Source organism: Mariniluteicoccus flavus, from assembly GCF_054776655.1.
In genome coordinates this window covers 24,781-41,937 of sequence record NZ_BAAHBN010000008.1, presented here as the reverse complement: position 1 = coordinate 41,937, position 17,157 = coordinate 24,781, and the positions used below count along the sequence as shown (strand labels likewise).

General features: G+C 72.6%; 17 protein-coding genes. 7 read left to right on the top strand and 10 right to left on the bottom strand.

What is annotated here, in order from left to right; genetic code table 11:
• The first annotated feature begins 238 nt into the window (after positions 1 to 238).
• Positions 239 to 427 carry a hypothetical protein gene (locus ACYVAG_RS13155; RefSeq protein WP_460770343.1) on the top strand — a complete coding sequence of 63 codons (189 nt, stop codon included), beginning with the start codon at positions 239 to 241 and terminating at the stop codon, positions 425 to 427.
• 393 nt (positions 428 to 820) lie between these two features.
• Here ACYVAG_RS13155 and ACYVAG_RS13150 read toward each other — a convergent pair whose 3' ends face one another.
• From ACYVAG_RS13150 to ACYVAG_RS13140, 3 genes are all read right to left on the bottom strand, one after another.
• Positions 821 to 1,843, bottom strand: a complete 1,023-nt coding sequence (locus ACYVAG_RS13150; protein ID WP_460770341.1) for an alpha/beta hydrolase — start codon at positions 1,841 to 1,843, stop codon at positions 821 to 823.
• A 108-nt stretch (positions 1,844 to 1,951) separates the two neighbouring features.
• Complete coding sequence (locus ACYVAG_RS13145; protein WP_460770340.1) at positions 1,952 to 3,157, bottom strand: ATP-binding protein; 1,206 nt, start codon at positions 3,155 to 3,157, stop codon at positions 1,952 to 1,954.
• A 163-nt stretch (positions 3,158 to 3,320) separates the two neighbouring features.
• Positions 3,321 to 3,800 (bottom strand): acyl-CoA thioesterase, encoded by a 480-nt coding sequence (locus ACYVAG_RS13140; RefSeq protein WP_460770338.1) that lies wholly within the window; start codon positions 3,798 to 3,800, stop codon positions 3,321 to 3,323.
• Here ACYVAG_RS13140 and ACYVAG_RS13135 point away from each other — a divergent pair.
• The 4 genes from ACYVAG_RS13135 to ACYVAG_RS13120 are packed head-to-tail and all read left to right on the top strand — an operon-like array spanning position 3,799 to position 7,207.
• Positions 3,799 to 4,584, top strand: coding sequence for an SGNH/GDSL hydrolase family protein (locus ACYVAG_RS13135; protein ID WP_460770337.1), 786 nt, complete (start codon positions 3,799 to 3,801; stop codon positions 4,582 to 4,584). The genes ACYVAG_RS13140 and ACYVAG_RS13135 overlap by 2 nt on opposite strands.
• A gap of 30 nt (positions 4,585 to 4,614) precedes the next feature.
• Positions 4,615 to 5,355, top strand: a complete 741-nt coding sequence (modA, locus tag ACYVAG_RS13130) for a molybdate ABC transporter substrate-binding protein (protein WP_460770335.1) — start codon at positions 4,615 to 4,617, stop codon at positions 5,353 to 5,355.
• A complete protein-coding gene (locus ACYVAG_RS13125) occupies positions 5,352 to 6,143 on the top strand; it encodes an ABC transporter permease (RefSeq protein ID WP_460770333.1) in 792 nt (263 codons plus the stop codon). Before modA ends, ACYVAG_RS13125 begins: the two co-directional genes overlap by 4 nt.
• Positions 6,140 to 7,207 carry an ATP-binding cassette domain-containing protein gene (locus tag ACYVAG_RS13120; RefSeq protein WP_460770332.1) on the top strand — a complete coding sequence of 356 codons (1,068 nt, stop codon included), beginning with the start codon at positions 6,140 to 6,142 and terminating at the stop codon, positions 7,205 to 7,207. The genes ACYVAG_RS13125 and ACYVAG_RS13120 overlap by 4 nt, the downstream gene beginning before the upstream one ends.
• Here the strand turns inward: ACYVAG_RS13120 and ACYVAG_RS13115 are convergent.
• From ACYVAG_RS13115 to ACYVAG_RS13090, 6 genes are all read right to left on the bottom strand, one after another.
• Positions 7,161 to 8,168 (bottom strand): carboxypeptidase-like regulatory domain-containing protein, encoded by a 1,008-nt coding sequence (locus ACYVAG_RS13115; RefSeq protein ID WP_460770330.1) that lies wholly within the window; start codon positions 8,166 to 8,168, stop codon positions 7,161 to 7,163. The two genes, ACYVAG_RS13120 and ACYVAG_RS13115, sit on opposite strands and share 47 nt — an antisense overlap.
• A gap of 110 nt (positions 8,169 to 8,278) precedes the next feature.
• Complete coding sequence (locus tag ACYVAG_RS13110; RefSeq protein ID WP_460770329.1) at positions 8,279 to 8,929, bottom strand: lysoplasmalogenase family protein; 651 nt, start codon at positions 8,927 to 8,929, stop codon at positions 8,279 to 8,281.
• A 36-nt stretch (positions 8,930 to 8,965) separates the two neighbouring features.
• On the bottom strand, positions 8,966 to 9,859 hold the full coding sequence (locus ACYVAG_RS13105) for a D-hexose-6-phosphate mutarotase (protein WP_460770328.1): 894 nt from the start codon (positions 9,857 to 9,859) through the stop codon (positions 8,966 to 8,968).
• 44 nt (positions 9,860 to 9,903) lie between these two features.
• Positions 9,904 to 12,897, bottom strand: a complete 2,994-nt coding sequence (locus ACYVAG_RS13100) for an arabinosyltransferase domain-containing protein (RefSeq protein WP_460770326.1) — start codon at positions 12,895 to 12,897, stop codon at positions 9,904 to 9,906.
• A complete protein-coding gene (gene serB, locus ACYVAG_RS13095; RefSeq protein WP_460770324.1) occupies positions 12,894 to 13,787 on the bottom strand; it encodes a phosphoserine phosphatase SerB in 894 nt (297 codons plus the stop codon). The genes ACYVAG_RS13100 and serB overlap by 4 nt, the downstream gene beginning before the upstream one ends.
• 37 nt (positions 13,788 to 13,824) lie before the next feature.
• On the bottom strand, positions 13,825 to 14,493 hold the full coding sequence (locus ACYVAG_RS13090; protein WP_460770322.1) for a class I SAM-dependent DNA methyltransferase: 669 nt from the start codon (positions 14,491 to 14,493) through the stop codon (positions 13,825 to 13,827).
• Between ACYVAG_RS13090 and ACYVAG_RS13085 the strand changes: the two genes are divergently transcribed.
• Both ACYVAG_RS13085 and ACYVAG_RS13080 read left to right on the top strand, forming a co-directional pair.
• Positions 14,470 to 14,937: a class I SAM-dependent methyltransferase gene (locus ACYVAG_RS13085; protein WP_460770321.1), complete on the top strand. Its 468-nt coding sequence runs from the start codon at positions 14,470 to 14,472 to the stop codon at positions 14,935 to 14,937. The two genes, ACYVAG_RS13090 and ACYVAG_RS13085, sit on opposite strands and share 24 nt — an antisense overlap.
• Positions 14,938 to 14,953: 16 nt before the next feature.
• A complete protein-coding gene (locus ACYVAG_RS13080; RefSeq protein WP_460770319.1) occupies positions 14,954 to 15,373 on the top strand; it encodes a DoxX family protein in 420 nt (139 codons plus the stop codon).
• Positions 15,374 to 15,888: 515 nt separating this feature from the next.
• Here the strand turns inward: ACYVAG_RS13080 and ACYVAG_RS13075 are convergent.
• Positions 15,889 to 17,145 (bottom strand): amidohydrolase, encoded by a 1,257-nt coding sequence (locus ACYVAG_RS13075; protein ID WP_460770318.1) that lies wholly within the window; start codon positions 17,143 to 17,145, stop codon positions 15,889 to 15,891.
• Positions 17,146 to 17,157: the final 12 nt, after the last annotated feature.

The following is a 17,157-nucleotide window of genomic DNA, read 5'->3' as shown; positions in this document are numbered from 1 at the left end:
GGTAGTGCGCGGTTGGGGTGGTGTGGGCTCCGCGAGCTTCTCGCGGCTGGGACTGTGTACATTGCGCCGCTCCGCGGCGCGATCGGCCTCGCCCGCACAATCCGGCGTCTTCGGACGCTCTTCGCGACGCGGCCCGACTCGGTGGGATGGCTCTCGTCTGCGTAGGGGGCCGCGCCGCTCATCGGTCCTCCAGACGCCGGGCGCGCGAGTCCAGGCATGGCTGGTCAGGACGTTCTTCGTGCGAGCGCTGCGAGACCAGACGGGGCGAACTTTCTGCCCGCTGGAGGAACGTTCTCCGAGCGAGCGCCAGCGAGACGAGGAGCCCCACAGGCCGTCATTCCAGGCCGTCATCGACATGGCGGCCCCGCGTACCGATGACGGCCTGCATGCGGGCTGCCACACGCGTACGCGGCCGTCAGGCGAATGACGGCCCCGAATGACGGCCTCGCAGGTCGTTGGCGAACCCTGGTTGTCCCAGAGAAGGGTGCACCGCTCCCTTACGCGATTCCGACTCGCCCGTTTGAGTCCCGAAAGGTTGTTCGAGTCGGTTCGAACAGTCTCAAACGACTTTTCGGGACTCAAACGCGGGAGGGCCGGGCTCCTCGTCTCGCTTCGTTCGCTCGGAGAGCGTGGAGGAGTCGGCGGGTCAGTCTTGGCTCCTCGACTCGCTGGCGCTCGCTCGGAGAACGTCCATGGCCGGTCACCGCGAGGCCGATCGCGCCGCGGAGCGGTGCAATGTGTACGGTCCCAGCCGCGAGACGAAGCTCGCGGAGTCCGACCCCCGCCCCAACCGCACTGACCAAGCGAAAGACCCGCCAGCTCAGCCCAGCGCGTCCATCAACCTCGGCATCTCCTTGTTCAGCGCCATGTTCCAGCATCCGAAGTTGTGGCCGCCGTCGCAGAAGTACTTGCCGACCTGGCCCGGCTGCCCATACATGTCCCAGCGGTTCGGGACGCCCGCCGCGGTCAGCGCGTTCGAGAACGTGTACGACGACCAGCCCGCGTTGGCCTCGATCGGGTGGGGGTGCGATCCGGCATAGATCGAGACCGTCATTCCCTTCGCACGCACGGCATTGCGGACGGGATTGCGGGCGATCCAGTTGCCGTCGTTCGGCCACACCACCGGTCCGAAGGCACCGTCGCCGGGCGAGAGGCGCTGGAGCAGCGTCGACCCGATGACCGCCGTGCGGATGGCCTGGTTCTCGAGGTCGATGCCGCCGGAGAACGTGCCCAGGTAGGAGAATAGCTGCGGGTGGCGCGTCGCGTAGTGGGCCGCCCCGAATCCGCCCATCGACAGTCCCGCGACACCGCGGTGGTCGCGATCGGCCCTGGTACGCAGGTTCGCGTCGATGAACGGGACCAGCTGCTCGGTGTGGAATCGCTCCCAGTTCTGGCGGCCGCTGGACTGGTTGACCCAGTCGGTGTACCAGCCGGCGCGGCCGCCCTCGGGGGTGACGACGATCAGGTCCCGGCCGCCGACGATGGTCTCGAGGTCGCCGCCGGTGCCGTCCTCCTTGGTCCAGTCGCTGTAGGAGCCGTCCTGCCCGTGGAACAGGAACAGGGTGGGATAGCGCTTCGCGCCGGAGCCGGCGTACGTCTTGGGCAGGGTGACGCGTACGCGGATGGCGCGCGCATGGGTCGTGCTCGGATCGACGGCGTCGGTCGAGAGGTCGAGCTCGAGGGTGCGGGAGGTGATGGGCTTCACCGAGTGCACGGTGATGCCGTTCCTGGACGCGAACGTCGGTGTGGTCGCGGCCTCGGCGGGCGCGCTGGTCAGGGTGAGGCCGGTCAGCGACAGCGCCAGGGCGGCGACTACGGCGGCCGGACGGGTGGTGCGGATCATCGAAACTCCTCGGCTGGGGATGGGACGAGTGGTCCCAGCCGAACACGCATCTGCAGGGTTCCTGAGAAAAGACCTCAGAATCTCGCGATGAGGGACAAAGTCACCACATCATGCGTTGGCGCGGAGGTATTTCCCGAAGTGTGGCACCGTGAACGCGATCCGCCCGCGCTCGCCCGAATAGATCAGCCCCTTCTTCAGCAGCGCGTCGCGCGCCGGCGACAGTGACTGGGGTTTGCGATCCAGTGCGGTCGCCACGTCGGCGGTCGTCACCGACTCGGCGGGGTGGCCGTCGTCGCCGGCCTGGGCGTACGCGACCTCGGCGATCGCGTGGAGATATTCGCGCTCTCCCGGCGTCGCCCGCTCGAACCGGGAGCCGAAGAAGCCGACGGCCAGTTCCTCCTCGGCCTCGGGCGAGCCGATCTCGACGTCGTGGGCCGTGATCGGCGATTCGGGAGCGGCGTCCCACGTGGCCTTGCCGTACGCCTGGATGAAGTACGGATAGCCGCCGGTGGCCGCGTACAGCGCCTGGAGCGCCTCGTCGTTGAACTCGGCCCCTTCGTCGCGCGCCGGCGCCTGGAGGGCGCGGTTGGCGGCCTCGACGCCGAGACGGTCGATGCGCTGATAGCGGAACAGCCGCTCGGAATAGGACTTCGACGCCGACAGCACGGCCGGGACGTGGGGGAGTCCGGCGCCGACGACGATGACGGGCAGGCCGTTCTGGGACAGCTCGTGGCAGGCGGCGCACAGCGCCGACACGTCGGGCGCCGCGAGGTCCTGCATCTCGTCGATGAAGATCGCGATGCCGCGGCCGACGTCCTGGGCCAGGCCGCCCGCGTCGGACAGCAGTTCCACGAGGTCGATCTCGATGTCGCCGGAGTCGGCGCGGCCGGGGGTGAGGGGGACCTCGATGCCGGGCTGCCAGCGGTCCTTCAGCTTGGCGTTCGACGGCGAATCCTTGAGGGCGAAGGACTTCACGACGCCGAGGACGTGGGCGACGTCGTCGGCCGAGGGGTGGCCGAGTTCGCGGATCGCCGTGTGCAGCGCGGCGCTGACGGGGCGGCGGAGGCCCTGGTCGGGGCGCGCCTCGAACTTGCCGGAGCCCCATCCCGCGCGCACGGCGGCGGAGCGGAGCGTGTTCAGCAGGACGGTCTTGCCGACGCCGCGCAGTCCGGTGAGCACGATGGAGCGCTCGGGGCGGCCCTTGGCGACGCGCTCCAGCACGACGTCGAAGGCGCGGAGCTGCTCGTCTCGGCCGGCGAGCTCGGGCGGGCGCTGGCCGGCGCCGGGGGCGTACGGGTTGTTGATCGGATCCACGATGGCACTCTATGGGACCGTCTAGCGGGATCGGCAGACATCGGGATAGAGGGCGAGCGTGTCGGACGGGCAGCTCCTCGTCTCGCTGGCGCTCGCTCGGAGAACGGTCTGGTCGAATCTTTGCGAATCTAGGCGGCTCGCCAGAATCCCCAAGACAGCCCGATCACGGGGGCGGGATCGGTCCGAACCGCCGCGGCACCCGGTCCCGGTCGAACGTGATGTCGGTGTAGCCGTGCTCCATCGGCGCCCCGTTCTCGTCCAGGCTCACGAACACGATCGTGTCGATCGTCAGGATCGACGCCCGCGTGAAGATGTTGCGCACCTCGCAGCGCAAGGTCAGCGAGGTGCGCCCGAACTTCACCGGCTGCAGGCCCATCTCGATCAGGTCGCCCTGCCAGGCGGAGGACACGAAGTTGATCTCGGACATGAACTTCGTGACGCAGCGCTCGTTGCCCAGTTGGATGATGGCGTAGATCGCCGCCTCCTCGTCGATCCAGCGCAGCAGCGAGCCGCCGAACAGGGTGCCGTTCGCGTTCAGATCCTCGGGCTTCACCCATTTGCGGGTGTGAAAGTTCATGCGGTCCACGACACCGAGCGTACGCCGGGCCCGCGTCGCCACGCGGTGCCGCGATGATGGGGCCATGACCGAACCCATTCGCCGCATGGCCTCCCTCGGCAGCTCGTACGCGGCCGGCCCCGGCATCGAGCCGATGGCCGACCGCGCGGCGATGCGGTCCGCGCGCAACTACCCGCACGTGCTCGCGGAGATCCTGGGCGCCGAGCTCACCGACCTCACGGTCTCGGGGGCCACGACCGCGACGATCCTCGACGAGCCGCAACGCCTGGCCCGCACTGTGTTCCGCCCGCAGATCGAGGGGCTGCCCCGCGACGTCGACCTCGTCACCGTGACGGCCGGGGGCAACGACCTCGGCTACATCGGGACCGCGATGCAGTGGGCGATGCTCGGTCGGCTGCTTCCTCGGACCGTGGCGGAGCGCGTCCAGGACCGCCTGCTCGCGCGCCGTCCCGCGCCGGACCCCTCGGTTCCCGCCGATGGGCTGGCCCGGATCGTGCGGGCCGTGCGCGTACGCGCCCCCCGAGCGCGGGTCGTGCTCGTGGACTACCCGCCGTTCCTGCCGCCCACGCCGCGCCGCGCGGTCGCGGACCTCTCACCGGCCGCGGTGACGCACCTCCTCGCGGTCGCGGACGCGCTTTCGGCGTCATACGCGGACGCGGCCGAGGCGACCGGCGCGGACCTCGTCCCCGCCTCCGCGCTGGCCGGCCACGAGTTCGGCACCGCCGACTCCTGGATCATGCCGCTGCGCCTGTGGCCGCCGAGCGCGTTGCCCGCCTCGTTCCACATCACCGGCGAGGGCATGGCGGCGATCGCGGAGGTGCTGGCGGCCAGGGTCGCGGATCGGCGGTGAGCCACGCGTACGCCACCTAGACTCCGATCCATGCGCACCCCCGTCCTCCTGCTCGCCTGCGTGGTCGCGCTGCTCGCCTCCGCCTGTACGCCGGCTCCCGCCACCTCCCTTCGCGTGTACGCCGCGGCCTCGCTCCAGCAGGTGTTCACCGAGCTCGCCGAGCTCTACAGCCGGGAGACCGGCACGTCCGTCGAACTGTCCTTCGGCGGATCCGCCGACCTGCTGACCCAGCTCACCAACGGCGCCCCCGGCGACGTGCTCGCCACCGCCGACGAGTCCACCATGGGCAGGGCGCGCACCGCGAAGCTCGTCACCGACGAACCTGTTGTCGTCGCCACCAACACGCTCGTGATCGCTGTGCAGCCGGGGAATCCGCGCGGTGTCCGCGCGTACGCCGACCTCGCCCGCCCCGGCCTCGCCCTCGTCCGCTGCGCGCCCCAGGTTCCCTGCGGAGCGGCGGCCGCGAAGGCCGAGTTGGCCGCTGGGGTCGCCACGAAGCCTGTGTCGGAAGAGAATTCCGTGTCCGACGTCCTCGGCAAGGTCACCTCCGGCCAGGCCGACGCGGGCCTGGTCTATGCGACCGACGTCGCGCGGTCGCAGGGGAAGGCCGAGGCCGTGCGGTTCCCCGAGGCCGCCGGCGTCGTCAACCGCTATCCGATCGCCCCGCTCGCCGCATCGCATGATTCCGCGCGCAGCAAGGCCTTCGCCGCGTTCGTCGCCGGGCCGAAGGGTCGCCAGACGTTCGCCCGCGCCGGGTTCGGCCAACCATGAGGCGACCCACCACCATCAGCCCGCCCCGGTGGATCCTCCTTCCGGCGATCGCCGGTGCCCTCCTCGTCGTGCTGCCCCTCGTCGCCCTCCTCGGCCAGGTCGACTGGCCGCGCCTCCCGTCCCTCCTCGCGAGCCCCGCATCCCTTGCCGCGTTGGGGTTGAGCCTGCGTACGGCCCTCGCCTCCACCCTCATCTGCATCGTCCTCGGGGTCCCGCTGGCGCTCCTGCTGGCCCGCGGAAACCTGCCCGGGTTGAGGTTCTGGCGCACCCTCGTGCTGCTTCCGCTCGTGCTCCCGCCCGTCGTCGGCGGCATCGCCCTGCTCAGCGCCTTCGGCCGCCAGGGCCTGCTGGGGCAGGGATTCGAGGCGATCGGCGTTCGCATCGCCTTCTCCACCACCGCGGTCGTCCTGAGCCAGGCGTTCGTGTCGTTGCCGTTCCTCGTGCTGGCCCTCGAGGGGGCGCTGCGCACCGCCGACGCCCGCTTCGAGAACGTCGCCGCGACCCTCGGCGCCACTCCGTCGACCGTCCTGCGCCGCGTCACCCTGCCACTGGTCGCACCCGGCCTCGCGTCGGGCGCGGTGCTCGCGTTCGCCCGCGCGCTGGGGGAGTTCGGCGCGACGCTGACGTTCGCCGGCTCCCTGCAGGGCGTCACGCGCACGCTGCCGCTCGAGATCTATCTCCAGCGCGAGGCCGACCCCGACGCGGCCATCGCGCTGTCGCTGCTGCTCGTCGTCGTCGCCGGGGCCATCGTCGCAGCCACCCACCGTCCGGCGAGGGCCGAGCGGTGACCGACCTGCGCGCCCACCTGGTCCACAAAGCCCGCGGCGTCGACGTCGAGGTCGACGTCCCGGCCGGCCACACCCTGGCGATCGTCGGCCCCAATGGGGCCGGCAAGTCGACGGTCCTCGGCGGCATCGTCGGCACCGTGCCGCCCGACCCCGCGTCCGTGGTCACCCTGGGCGGCCGCGACGTGACCGCGGTCCCCGTCCACCGCCGCCGCATCGCCCTGCTCGGCCAGGACCCCCTGCTCTTCCCCCACCTCACCCTGCTCGACAACGTCGCGTTCGGGCCGCGCGCGGCCGGCGTACGCGTCCCCGAGGCCCGCGCCGTCGCCGCCGGGCTGCTCGATCTCGTCGGCATCGCCGAGCTCGCGTCCCGCCGTCCCTGCGAGGTCTCGGGCGGCCAGGCCCAGCGCGCCGCCCTCGCCCGGGCGCTGGCCACCGAGCCCGACCTGCTGTTGCTCGACGAGCCGCTGGCCGCCCTCGACGCCGAGGTCGCCCCCGCGCTGCGCCAGGTGCTCCGACCGGTCCTGGCCGGGCGTACGGCCGTCGTCGTCACCCACGACCTCCTCGACGCCCTCGCGCTCGCCGACGAGGTGGCGGTCGTCGAGGCCGGCCGCGTCGTCGAGCGCGGCCCCGCCACCGACGTGCTGGCCCGGCCCACGAGCGCCTTCGGGGCGCGCTTCGCCGGGGTCAACCTCGTGTCCGGCACCGCGCGCGACGGCGTACTCATCGCCGGCGGGACGAGCCTCCACGGGCTCGGCGACACCACAGGCCGGGCCGTCGCGCTCTTCCGCCCCGCCGCCGTCGCCGTCCACGGCGATCATCCCGGGGGCAGCCCGCGAAACGCCTTTGCCGTCACGGTCACGGCGCTCGAGGCCCACGGGTCGGGTGTACGCGTGGTCACGTCCCACGCCGACCTCGGCCGTGTTGCCGCCGACATCACCGCCGCGGCGGCCGCCGAGCTCGAGCTGCGCCCCGGGGGACACGCGTGGCTGGCCGTGAAGGCGCAGGAGGTGGAGCTCGTCAGCTCCGCAGGCGCCGGGCATGGGACAGCATCGCCGCACCCATGACGGTAAGGCCGGCTCCCGCGCCCAACAGCAGGATGCCGGGCGAGGTCGCGCTGGGCATCTGCACGTAGGCCGCACGGGCCCCGGCGGTCGGCCTCGGCATGGGCGGAGCGTCACGCTGGCCCACGCCCGCGGCGGCTGCCGCCGGCGGGGGCGCGGTGGACACAGCCGGTGTCGGCCGGGTGATCGGCGGGCCGGTCAGGGTCAGGCCCACCGGCGCGGATGCGGGTGCGAGGGCAAGCCCGCCGTCATAGCCGACACCCGTGTCGCCGTCGAAGTTCACCTTCACGGTGTAGGCAGGGAAGGCCCCGTCGAACGTCCCGGCGAGGTCGGGGACCGTGAACCGCGTGCGCCAGGCCCCCTGCTCGTCGGTGGACGCGAACGCGGCCGCGTCGCCACTCGGGTCGGCGACGACGTAGACGCTCTGCCGCGCGACCGGTCGCCCGTCGGCGAGGACGAGGCGGCCCGACAGTTCGACCTCCCGGCCCTGCGACACCGGCCCTGCGACAGGGTCGACGTGCAGCGCGACCGGCGCGCCGGGGATGGTGAGGCTGAACGTGCCGCGCTGCTGGGCGCTGGGGGCGTCGGGGCCGCTCACGAACACGGCGTTGACGTCGACGAGTCCCGCACCCCAGCCCGGCCTGGGCTGCACTGTCAGGCGCCATTCCCCGGAGGCGTCCGTGGTGGCGGTCAGGGCACCCTCGCTGTCGTGGTCGATCGTCACGATGACCGGGGCGTCGGCGATCGGTAGTCCGGTCGCGTCGGTCACCCGGCCGGCCAGCTCGACGGGTTCGCCGAGCTGGAAGGTGGGCCGGGTCGGCGCGACGGTCACGGTGGGACCGGAGGGCGCCGGGGTGGGCGCGCCCGGGGACGCGTACGCGGCGGTGAGCGGGGCGACGGAACAGGGTGCGCCGGCGAGGGCACAGGCCACGGCGGCTGTGGCCAGGGCGCGACGGATGGTCATGGTGAACTCCAGTGGACGGGGAAGCCTGGATGTCGGTCCATGGTGACACCGCGACGCCTTGGATGGCCGCCTTTGCGGTCCCGCGCGTCGCGCGCGTGGACGGCCGGGGTTCAGGCCGGGACGTGGCGGGTGTCGCCGAGGCGAGGCGTACGCGGGTCCCTGATGCGCGCGGCTCCGGCGACGAGCAGGCCCTGGGCGACCACATAGGTGAACATGATGAGCACGTCGAGGCCCCCGAAACCGAAGCGGGGGAAGAACGAGTCGAGCGCGATGAGTCCGCCGGCGGTCATGGACAGCAGGCCGCCCCACGTTCCGAGTTCGCCCATGGACGTGGCGAGCATGGCCGCGGCGGTGAGTGCCAAGGCATACACGGCCACGGCGGGGGCCAGCGACCCGGCGAACGGGACAGTGAAACCGGCGATCGCGATGGCCGCGACGACATAGAGGACGCCGGTGGCGCGGCGGCGCGCGGGAATCGTCAGCGACCAGCGGTTGCCGAGGCCGCAGACCCAGCACAGCTGGGCGAGCAGGAAGCCACCAGCCATGACCAGGAAGCGGGTCGGCTCCTCGACCAGCCGCGGCGCGGAGTCGCCCACCCACGCGAAGAACAGGGCACCGAGGACCCACGCCCGCAGGGGCCGGCGTACGCGGGTCGCGGCCCACACGAGGGCCGGCATCAGGAGCATCTGCGTCCAGTGGGCCCACGGGTGGGCGCCGGCGAGGAGGACGAGGTGGACGGCGCACATCAGGACATACGGCATCCAGTGGAGGCGAGGCCTGAGGCGCATCGGCATCGGTCAGAGTGCTTCGACGCCCACGACCAGGCGCATGACGTGGGACTCGCCGGGCGTGAGGCGGATCGCCGCCTCGCCCGCGTTGGCCGTCTCGACGCAGACGAACTGTCGCCACTCGGCGTCCGCCAGGTCGGCGATGCCGCGGGCCTTCTCGGCCCCCGGGTTCCACACGACGGTGGTGGCGGAGTTCTCCTTCTCCACGACGATCCGCCGACCCAACGCCGGGTCGACGATGGTCACGGTGGCGGTCGAGTCATAGACGCGATCGGTCTCGCCGGTGAACGTGACCGCACCGCGCTGGGTGTCGGTGGCGCCGGTGACCTTGTCGAGGAAGTCGCTGCCGGCCAGGCCGTCGAGCGAGACGCGCTCCACGTCGCCGACGTGGAAATAGGTGTGCAGGGCGGTCTCGAACCCGAACGACGCCTCGCCGGTGTTGCGCACACTGAACGCGACCTCGAGGCGGTCGCCGAAGCGCTGCCGGCAGATGGCCTCGAAATGGCGCGGCGCGGCGTCGGCCCCGGGGAGGCCGACGAGGTCGGCCTCGTCCAGGCGCCACTCGAGGCTGGTGACGCCGTCGACCTCGTCGACGTGGTCGAGGCGCCAGCGGGCGAGGCGGGCCGGACCGTGGGCGGGTTTCGCGTGGCCGTCGCGGCCGTCGGCGAACCAGGGGAAGCAGATCGGGATGCCGCCCCGGATCGCCTTTCCGGCCTGGAAGAGCGCCTCACCGCTGAGGAACAGCACGGGCGTCGCGTCGGGCGACCAGGTGGTGATGTGGGCTCCGTGGTCGAACACCTTGAACCGGCCGGCGCTCGCGGAGTCGTCACCGTTCGGGGTCGCCGGGACGGTCCCCTGGCAGTGCCCGAGCTGGGTGACCGTTTCTTCGATCCGTTCGAACATGGGCCCATCCTGCCGGATCGGGGGTCGCCGCCGTGGGCGGGGCGTCAGGGAACGGCGGGGAGTCGGGACCAGCCCTGGCGTACGCGGGTGCCGACCTCGGGGGGCTCGATGGTGTCGTCGCCGAGCGCGCGGTCGAGGCGGACGAGCTCGAGCGACGTGATGGTCGGCTCGGTGTTGTCGCCGGCCGAATAGACGGGCACGCGTACGGCCGTCGTCAGCCCGCGGGCCGCGGCGAAGGGGCCCCCGTCGCGCGCCGTGTAGCTCATGTTGCCGGGGCGGACGGAGTCGGACAGGAGGTGGCGCGGGAGTTCCACCGCGCCGTGGGCCTGCCGCGGGGTCTGGAGGCAGGGCGCGAAGAACGCGAGGTTCCAGGCGATCGCCACCCTGCTGTTGCGGGCGAGGTCGAGCAGGGGCTCGGTCCGGGGTACGCGCGGCTGGCCGACCCGGAACGTGCGCGGCAGGCCGGTGGCCGGGTCGGACGCCACGGCGGTGTCGGCCGTGGCGACCAGGCGCAGGCGGGTGGCGCCGGCGGGCGGGGTCACCGGGATGTCGCTGGCCTCGGGTCGGACGACCTCGGTCTGACGGGGGACGGGGAGGTCGCGGGCGACCCCCCTGTCGAACTCGACCCGGACGCGATGAGCGATGTCGAGCCCGGTGGCTCGGATGACGACGGGCCAGCGCTGCTTGGTCACGCGAGTGGGCAGGGCGTACCAGCCGGTGGTCATGGTGGCCGGACCGTCGGTCTGCCAGGTCGGGAGGTCCGCGGGGGTGGCGGCCTGGAAGGGGTTCGGTCCGTCGGCGGTCAGGACGCTCTGGGCGGGCGGCCCCGATTCGACGTGGAGCGAGCGCTCGAGGCGGCAGCCGTCGCCGGCGATCGCGGCGAGCGCGGCCGAGCCCAGCGTGTAGCGGTCGGGGCCACGGCGCACGGCGGCCTGGGCGAAGTTGGCGAGCTGGCCGGCGAGGACGAGCGCGAGGACCACGGCGTACGCGGTGGCCGCGTGGCGCAGCGGTCTGCGGGCCAGGGCGAGGGCGATGGTCAGGGCGATCCCGGCGAGGACGACGACCGCCCAGAGGGGGACCGGGCCCAGGGCGAGGGGGCGGCGGTCGGCGACCATGCCGAGGCTGGAGAGCTTCCACCAGATGTTGTTGCCGTGGAGGGCGGCGCCGAGGGCGATGAGCGAGCCGCCGAGGAGGAGGGGAGCCAGGAAGCGAGCGCTCCTCGTCTCGCTGGCGCTCGCTCGGAGAGCGTTGGATCTGAGCAGATGGGTCGCCGCCGCCATCGCCAGCGGGCCGACGAGCATGAGCCCGCCGAAGTGGTGGGGCAGCTTCGTGGGGCCGAGCAGCATGGCGAGGGCGAGCGCGGGGGCGCAGGCGGCGACGACACCGGCGAGGGTGCGCTGGACGCCGTCGGGAACGACCTGGCCGGCGCGTCGCGTACGCCACCAGAACCAGCCGAGCGCGGCCATCGCGACCGCGGGCAGGAACACCGCGACCTGGCGGGCGGCGAGGGACTGCCACAGCATCCAGTAGCGGCGGGAATCCTGCCACCACGGGAAGATCGGGCCGAACGCCGCGCGGGCATGGGCGGCCGAGATGACGGCGGCGAAACTCTGGTCGGCGAACGCGATCGGGACGATGGCGCCCACGCAGGCGAGGCAGGCCGCGACGACGGGGACACCGCGCAGCGGCAGCGTCCGCAGCCAGCGCGCCAGGGGGCGGGCGAGGAGGACGAACGTGGCGAGGGCGACGACGCCGGTGGGGTTCGTGCCGACGCTGAGGCCGGCGACGAGGGCGCCGACGAGCAGGGGCCAGACCGCGCGCCGCTCGAGTGCGACGAGGACGCAGAGGAGGACGACGCCGAGCCCGGTGGCATACCAGACCTCGGGACGCAGCGAGTTCCCGAACACCAGCCAGACCCCGGCGTACGCGGTCACGAGAACGGCGCGGGACGCGCGGCTCGGCCGCGGCACGAGGCGCGGGAACAGGCCGTGGCGCAGGACGACCCAGCCGACGAGGGCGACCGCGGCGGGGAGGAGGCGGAGCCAGACGGGCTCCATCGAGACCGCGCCCCAGCGGGACAGGAGTTCATAGAACCAGCCGAACGGGGCCTCGGGGGCATTGGCCCAGCGCGCGTAGTTGCCGATGTAGCCGCTCATCTCGCGCGTGCGGATGATCTGGCTGATGAAGCCGTCGTCGTCGTTCGCACCGCCGATCACGACGCCGGTCGCGACCAGGGCGGCGAGGACGGCGTCGTCGGGGGTGGGGCGGGGCCTGGCGCGTGGGGCTCGGGTGGGGGCGGGGGCGCGCGTACGCGGGTCAGCGATCAGCGCGCAGGCGATCGCCGCGGCGAGCAGGGCGCCGGACAGGCCCATCAGGGCCAGCTTGAGGGGGGTCGGCGACGTGTCCCACTGGGTGTCGGCGACGACCACGGCGCTGAAGCCGTCGAGGTTGGCGCCGTGGGTGGGGGTGGCGACCCAGCTGCCGGGCGGGGACTGGTCGCGGGATTCGAGGTCGCGGGCGGGGTAGGAGAAGCCGTCGACGGTCGGGCGGTGGTCGCCCGGGAAGGTCTGGCGGGGCTCGCCGCGGCTCCAGAGGCGAGTCGCGTCCTCGGCGAGGTCGAGGTCGAGGCGGGTGCAGGGCATGACGTCGCGCCAGACCATCGTGTGCCCGTTGCTGCGGACCTCCAGGTCGGTGCCGCGGACGGTGAGGTCGAGGCGTTTGGCCGCGAGGTCGGGGTCGACGGAGCGCGAGGTGGTGAGGAGGTGACCCTGGCCGGCGCTCGCGAACTTCGCGCACTCGAGGGTGAGGCGGACGCGCTCGGGGCGGTGGGGGCTCAGGGGCAGGGCGACCTCCTTCTGGGAGTCCCAGCGGTAGGTCGCGGTGTGTTGGGTGACGGGGGCGAACGGGACGGCGGCCATGGCCAGGCCGGCGAGCAGCGCGAGGACGAGGGTGACGACCCAGAGGGCGCGATGTCCTGTGGGGGTGGGTTCTGCGGGGGCCGGGTGGGGCTGGGGCGGGGCCGTGGCCGCGGTGCTCATGGGGCGCTGGCGACGAACGCGAGCACGGCGTCGAGGCGGGGGAACAGGATGGCCGCGTCGGCGGCCTCGCGGGTGATCGGCTTGGCGCAGTAGGCGACGCCGAGGCCGGCGGCGGCCAGTATCGCGAGGTCGTTGGCGCCGTCGCCGATGGCGACGGTGTGGCTGAGGGGGACACCGACGCGGTCGGCATAGGCGGCGAGGTGGCGGGCCTTGGCGTCGCGGTCGACGACGGGGCCGGTCGTACGCCCCGTCAGGCGGCCGTCGGCGACCTCGAGGCGGTTGGCCTCGACCAGCTCGGGCTCGAGGTCGAGGGTCGCCGCGAGGGGGCGTACGACCTCGGCGAAGCCGCCGGAGACCAGGCCGACGTGGGTTCCGCGGGCGTGGAGGTGGGCGATCAGCTCGCGGGCGCCGGGGGCGAGCTCGAGCTCGGCGCGGACGTCGTCGAAGACGGTGTCGGGGACGCCGGCGAGCGTGGCGACGCGCTCGCGGAGGCTGGCGGCGAAGTCGAGCTCGCCGCGCATCGCGCGCTCGGTGATCTCGGCGACCGCGGCCCGGGTGCCGGCGCGCTCGGCGATCAGCTCGATGACCTCGGCGGTGACGAGGGTCGAGTCGACGTCCATGACGACGAGGCCGGGCGGCTCGGTGGCGAGTGGGCCAGCGACGAGGGCGGCGGAGCAGCGGTTGAAGTCGGCGAGGGCGCGGACGCGGATGCGGACCTCGTCGAGGCGTTCGGGGGCGACGCGGGCGGCGTACGCGGCGGCGTGGAACGCGTCGGGAGCAGGGAGGTCGAGGGGGAGCTCGTCGAGGTCGCCGAGCAGCACGCACATGCCGTCGATGAGGTCGTCGGGGATGGGCGCGGGCGCGGCGAGGCCGAGGCGTACGTCGATCACGGTGTCAGGGTAGTGCGGAGGACCGACACGACTTTCGTCACGCCCGCCCGGCGATGAGGAACGCCTGGTCCTCGCGCTCGAATCCGGGGGCCGGGGCTCGGACGAGGCGGGCGGTCTGGGTGAGGCCGTGTTCTTCGAGCAGGTGGGCGACGTCGTCGGCGGTGCGGTGGTGACGGACGAGGGTCACGTCGTGACCGAGGCGGCGATAGCCCTCGCCGACCTCGCGGGATCCTTGGCCTGCTTGGAAAGCGATCAGGGTGAGGCCGCCTGGTTTCAGGACGCGGGTGATCTCGCGGATCGCCTGGGGGAGGTCGGCGTCGGCGAGGTGAATGGTGGAATACCAGGCGAGGATGCCGTCGAAAGTGCTGTTGGGGAAGGGGATTGCGGTGATCGAGGCGACCTCTGCGGGGATGTCGGGATGGTTGCGCCGGGCGACGGTGACCATGCCGGGGGACACGTCGACCGCGCGTACGCGGCAGCCGCGATCGCTGAGCAGGCGGGACATGCGGCCGGTTCCGGAGCCGGCGTCGAGGATGTCGGGGTCGTCGGGGAGCAGCGACAGGAAGTGGTCGAGGAAGGCGAGCTCGATGGGTTGCTCGGGCTCGGTGCCGGGGAAGTGGGCGGCGTAGTCCTCGGCGACCTGGTCGTAGGCGTGGCGGACGTCGCGGTCGTGGTCGTGCTCATGGCTGGGGCCGGGGTGGGTCATGGGCCGAGTCTGGCGTACGCGGGGCTCGCGCGGGCGCGTACGCGTTGGCCGGACGCGGCCGTGGAGTGGCGGCAGGGCGACGTGATGGCGGCCGAGCTGGGGCCGTTCGACGCGGTGGTGTCGAACGCGACACTGCACCACCTGCCCGACACGGGCGAGGCGTTCGCGCGGTTGGGCGCGTTGGTGCGGCCGGGCGGGGTCGTGGCCGTGGTCGGGTTCGCACGGAACGCGTGGTGGGACTGGCCGCACGCAGGGGTCGGCCAGGCGGTGTTGATCGTTCTGAACGCGGTGCGGCGGAAGTGGGAGCACTCGGCGCCGCAGTCGTGGCCGCCGTCCGCTGACATTTGGGGACGTGGGCCGCGTTGCCCGGGAAAGGCTTGCGGGGTCTCGATTCCGGCGACTGGCGCTCGGCCGCTACCTGGTGGTGTGGAGGCGTCCGGGTGACGCGTAGGGTCGCTGCATGAATCTGAATCGGCTCTTTCAGCACGCGACCAGGCTGGCGTTGGGGGGTGTCATGACCTTCGCCGGCGTGTCCCACCTGTCGTTCGCGCGCGAGGAGTTCCGTGCGCAGGTGCCCTCCTGGGTGCCGGTGTCGGAGGACGTGGTCGTGGTGGGCTCGGGGGTGGCTGAGATCGCGCTGGGGCTCGGCATGCTGGCCCTGCCGAAGCATCGGCGGTGGACCGGTCTGGCACTGGGCGCGTTCTATGTGGCGATCTTCCCGGGGAACATCGGGCAATACGTAGAGGGTGTGGACGGGTTCGGCCTGGACACCGACACCAAACGGCTGGTGCGGCTGTTCTTCCAGCCGGTATTGGTGGCGGCGGCGCTGTTCGCGGGAGGCTGGTTCGACCGGCGGGGTACGCAGACCCACGCGGGCTGAGCGAGCGGGAGTCGAGGGGAACCCGGCGCCACGTTCTCCGAGCGAGCGCCAGCGAGACGAGGAGCCGACCCCACGCTCGCTGAGCGACGAAGGAGCCGAAGCGACCCGAGGAGCCGACCCCACGCTCGCTGAGCGACGAAGGAGCCGAAGCGACCCGAGGAGCCGACCCCACGCTCGCTGACCGACGAAGGAGTCGAAGCGACCCGCGACCACACCGCCGACCCCACGCTCGCTGAGCGACGAAGGAGTCGAAGCGACCCGCGACCACACCGCGGCAGGGAGGCCGATGACCCGGACGGATAGACCCGCTCCTCGTCTCGCTGGCGCTCGCTCGGAGAACGTCACCCGGCTCCTCGTCTCGCTGGCGCTCGCTCGGAGAACGTTCCGGGGTCGCTTCGACTCCTGCGTCGCTCAGCGAGCGTGGGACCTGCTCCTCCTCCGTCGGTTGCTTCGACTCCTTCGTCGCTCAGCGAGCGTGGGACCTGCTTCTCGTCGCGGTGCTCGCTCGAAGTACGTCAGTGACCCGCGCCCAAATGTGCCATCGCTCCCGCCACCAGCGCCTCCACTCCCGTGTCGAGCGTCGGCTGTGCCACGGGCGCGAAGAACGGCGAGTGGTTCACCGGCACGTCCTCCGCCACGCGACCCGCGGCCTCCGCCGCCGCGTACACCGCGGGATCCGTCCCGCCGATGAACCAATAGCAGTACGGCGCCCCGAGGGCCCGCGGGATCACCCCGAAGTCCTCACTCCCCGTCTGCAGCTCGCCGGGCTGGAGCCGGTCTCCGAACCGCTCCCGGAACGCAGCGGTGACCGCCGAGGTCACCTCCGGATCGTTGTCGGTCACCGGGAATCCCGCGTGCAGTTCGAACTCCGGCTCCCGCGTCGCCCCCGACGCCGCGCACTCGGCGCGCACAATGCGCTTGATCGCGTCGAGGACCCGCGTACGCGTCCCCTCGTCATAGGTACGCACGTTCAGCTCCAACACCGCGCGATCGCTGATGATGTTGCTCTTCGTGCCGGCGTGCAGGCTGCCGACGGTGACGACCGCCGGCTCGGTCGGCGCGACCTCGCGGGACACGATCGTCTGCAGCCGGACCACGATCATCGCGGCCATCACGACCGGGTCGATCCCGTTCTGCGGCATGGATCCGTGCGATCCGCGCCCGAACACCGTGACGCGCATGCTGTCCGCCGCCGCCATCGTCGGCCCCGACCGCGTGGTCACGACGCCCGCGGGCAGCGGCATGACGTGCTGCCCGAGCGCCACGTCCAACGGCCCCACCACCTCGGCGAGCCCGTCCTCGACCATGCCCAGGGCTCCGTCCCCCAACTCCTCCGCCGGCTGGAACAGGGCGACCACCGTGCCGCTCCAGTGGGCGCGACCCTGCGCCAGCAACCGCGCAGCCCCCAGCAGCATCGCCACGTGCATGTCATGGGCGCACGCGTGCATCACCGGCACCTCGGCCCCCTGCGGATCGACCCCACGCCGCCGACTCGCGTACGCCAGCCCCGTCTGCTCCTCGACCGGCAGCGCATCCATGTCGGCCCGGAGAAGGACCGTAGGCCCGGCGCCGTTCACCAACCGTCCGACGACGCCCGTGCCGCCCACGGCCTCGGTCACCTCGAAGCCGGCTTCACCCAACTCCCGCGCGACGAGGGCCGCGGTACGCGTCTCCAGGTGGGACAACTCCGGGTTCTCATGCAGATCGCGATAGGTCCGCTCGACGAGGTCACGCACCGAGCCGAGCCCGGCGAGCACCGCGTCGACCGACATCCTGACCTCCCC

Bases quoted from the DNA above. Each gene is read 5' to 3' on its own strand.
- ACYVAG_RS13150 (WP_460770341.1), bottom strand. From the start codon at position 1,843: ATGATCCGCACCACCCGTCCGGCCGCCGTAGTCGCCGCCCTGGCGCTG.
- ACYVAG_RS13135 (WP_460770337.1), top strand. From the start codon at position 3,799: ATGACCGAACCCATTCGCCGCATGGCCTCCCTCGGCAGCTCGTACGCG.
- ACYVAG_RS13140 (WP_460770338.1), bottom strand. From the start codon at position 3,800: ATGGCCCCATCATCGCGGCACCGCGTGGCGACGCGGGCCCGGCGTACG.
- modA (WP_460770335.1), top strand. From the start codon at position 4,615: ATGCGCACCCCCGTCCTCCTGCTCGCCTGCGTGGTCGCGCTGCTCGCC.
- ACYVAG_RS13125 (WP_460770333.1), top strand. From the start codon at position 5,352: ATGAGGCGACCCACCACCATCAGCCCGCCCCGGTGGATCCTCCTTCCG.
- ACYVAG_RS13115 (WP_460770330.1), bottom strand. From the start codon at position 8,168: ATGACCATCCGTCGCGCCCTGGCCACAGCCGCCGTGGCCTGTGCCCTC.
- ACYVAG_RS13110 (WP_460770329.1), bottom strand. From the start codon at position 8,929: ATGCCGTATGTCCTGATGTGCGCCGTCCACCTCGTCCTCCTCGCCGGC.
- ACYVAG_RS13105 (WP_460770328.1), bottom strand. From the start codon at position 9,859: ATGTTCGAACGGATCGAAGAAACGGTCACCCAGCTCGGGCACTGCCAG.
- ACYVAG_RS13100 (WP_460770326.1), bottom strand. From the start codon at position 12,897: ATGAGCACCGCGGCCACGGCCCCGCCCCAGCCCCACCCGGCCCCCGCA.
- ACYVAG_RS13085 (WP_460770321.1), top strand. From the start codon at position 14,470: ATGGCTGGGGCCGGGGTGGGTCATGGGCCGAGTCTGGCGTACGCGGGG.
- ACYVAG_RS13090 (WP_460770322.1), bottom strand. From the start codon at position 14,493: ATGACCCACCCCGGCCCCAGCCATGAGCACGACCACGACCGCGACGTC.
- ACYVAG_RS13080 (WP_460770319.1), top strand. From the start codon at position 14,954: ATGAATCTGAATCGGCTCTTTCAGCACGCGACCAGGCTGGCGTTGGGG.
- ACYVAG_RS13075 (WP_460770318.1), bottom strand. From the start codon at position 17,145: ATGTCGGTCGACGCGGTGCTCGCCGGGCTCGGCTCGGTGCGTGACCTC.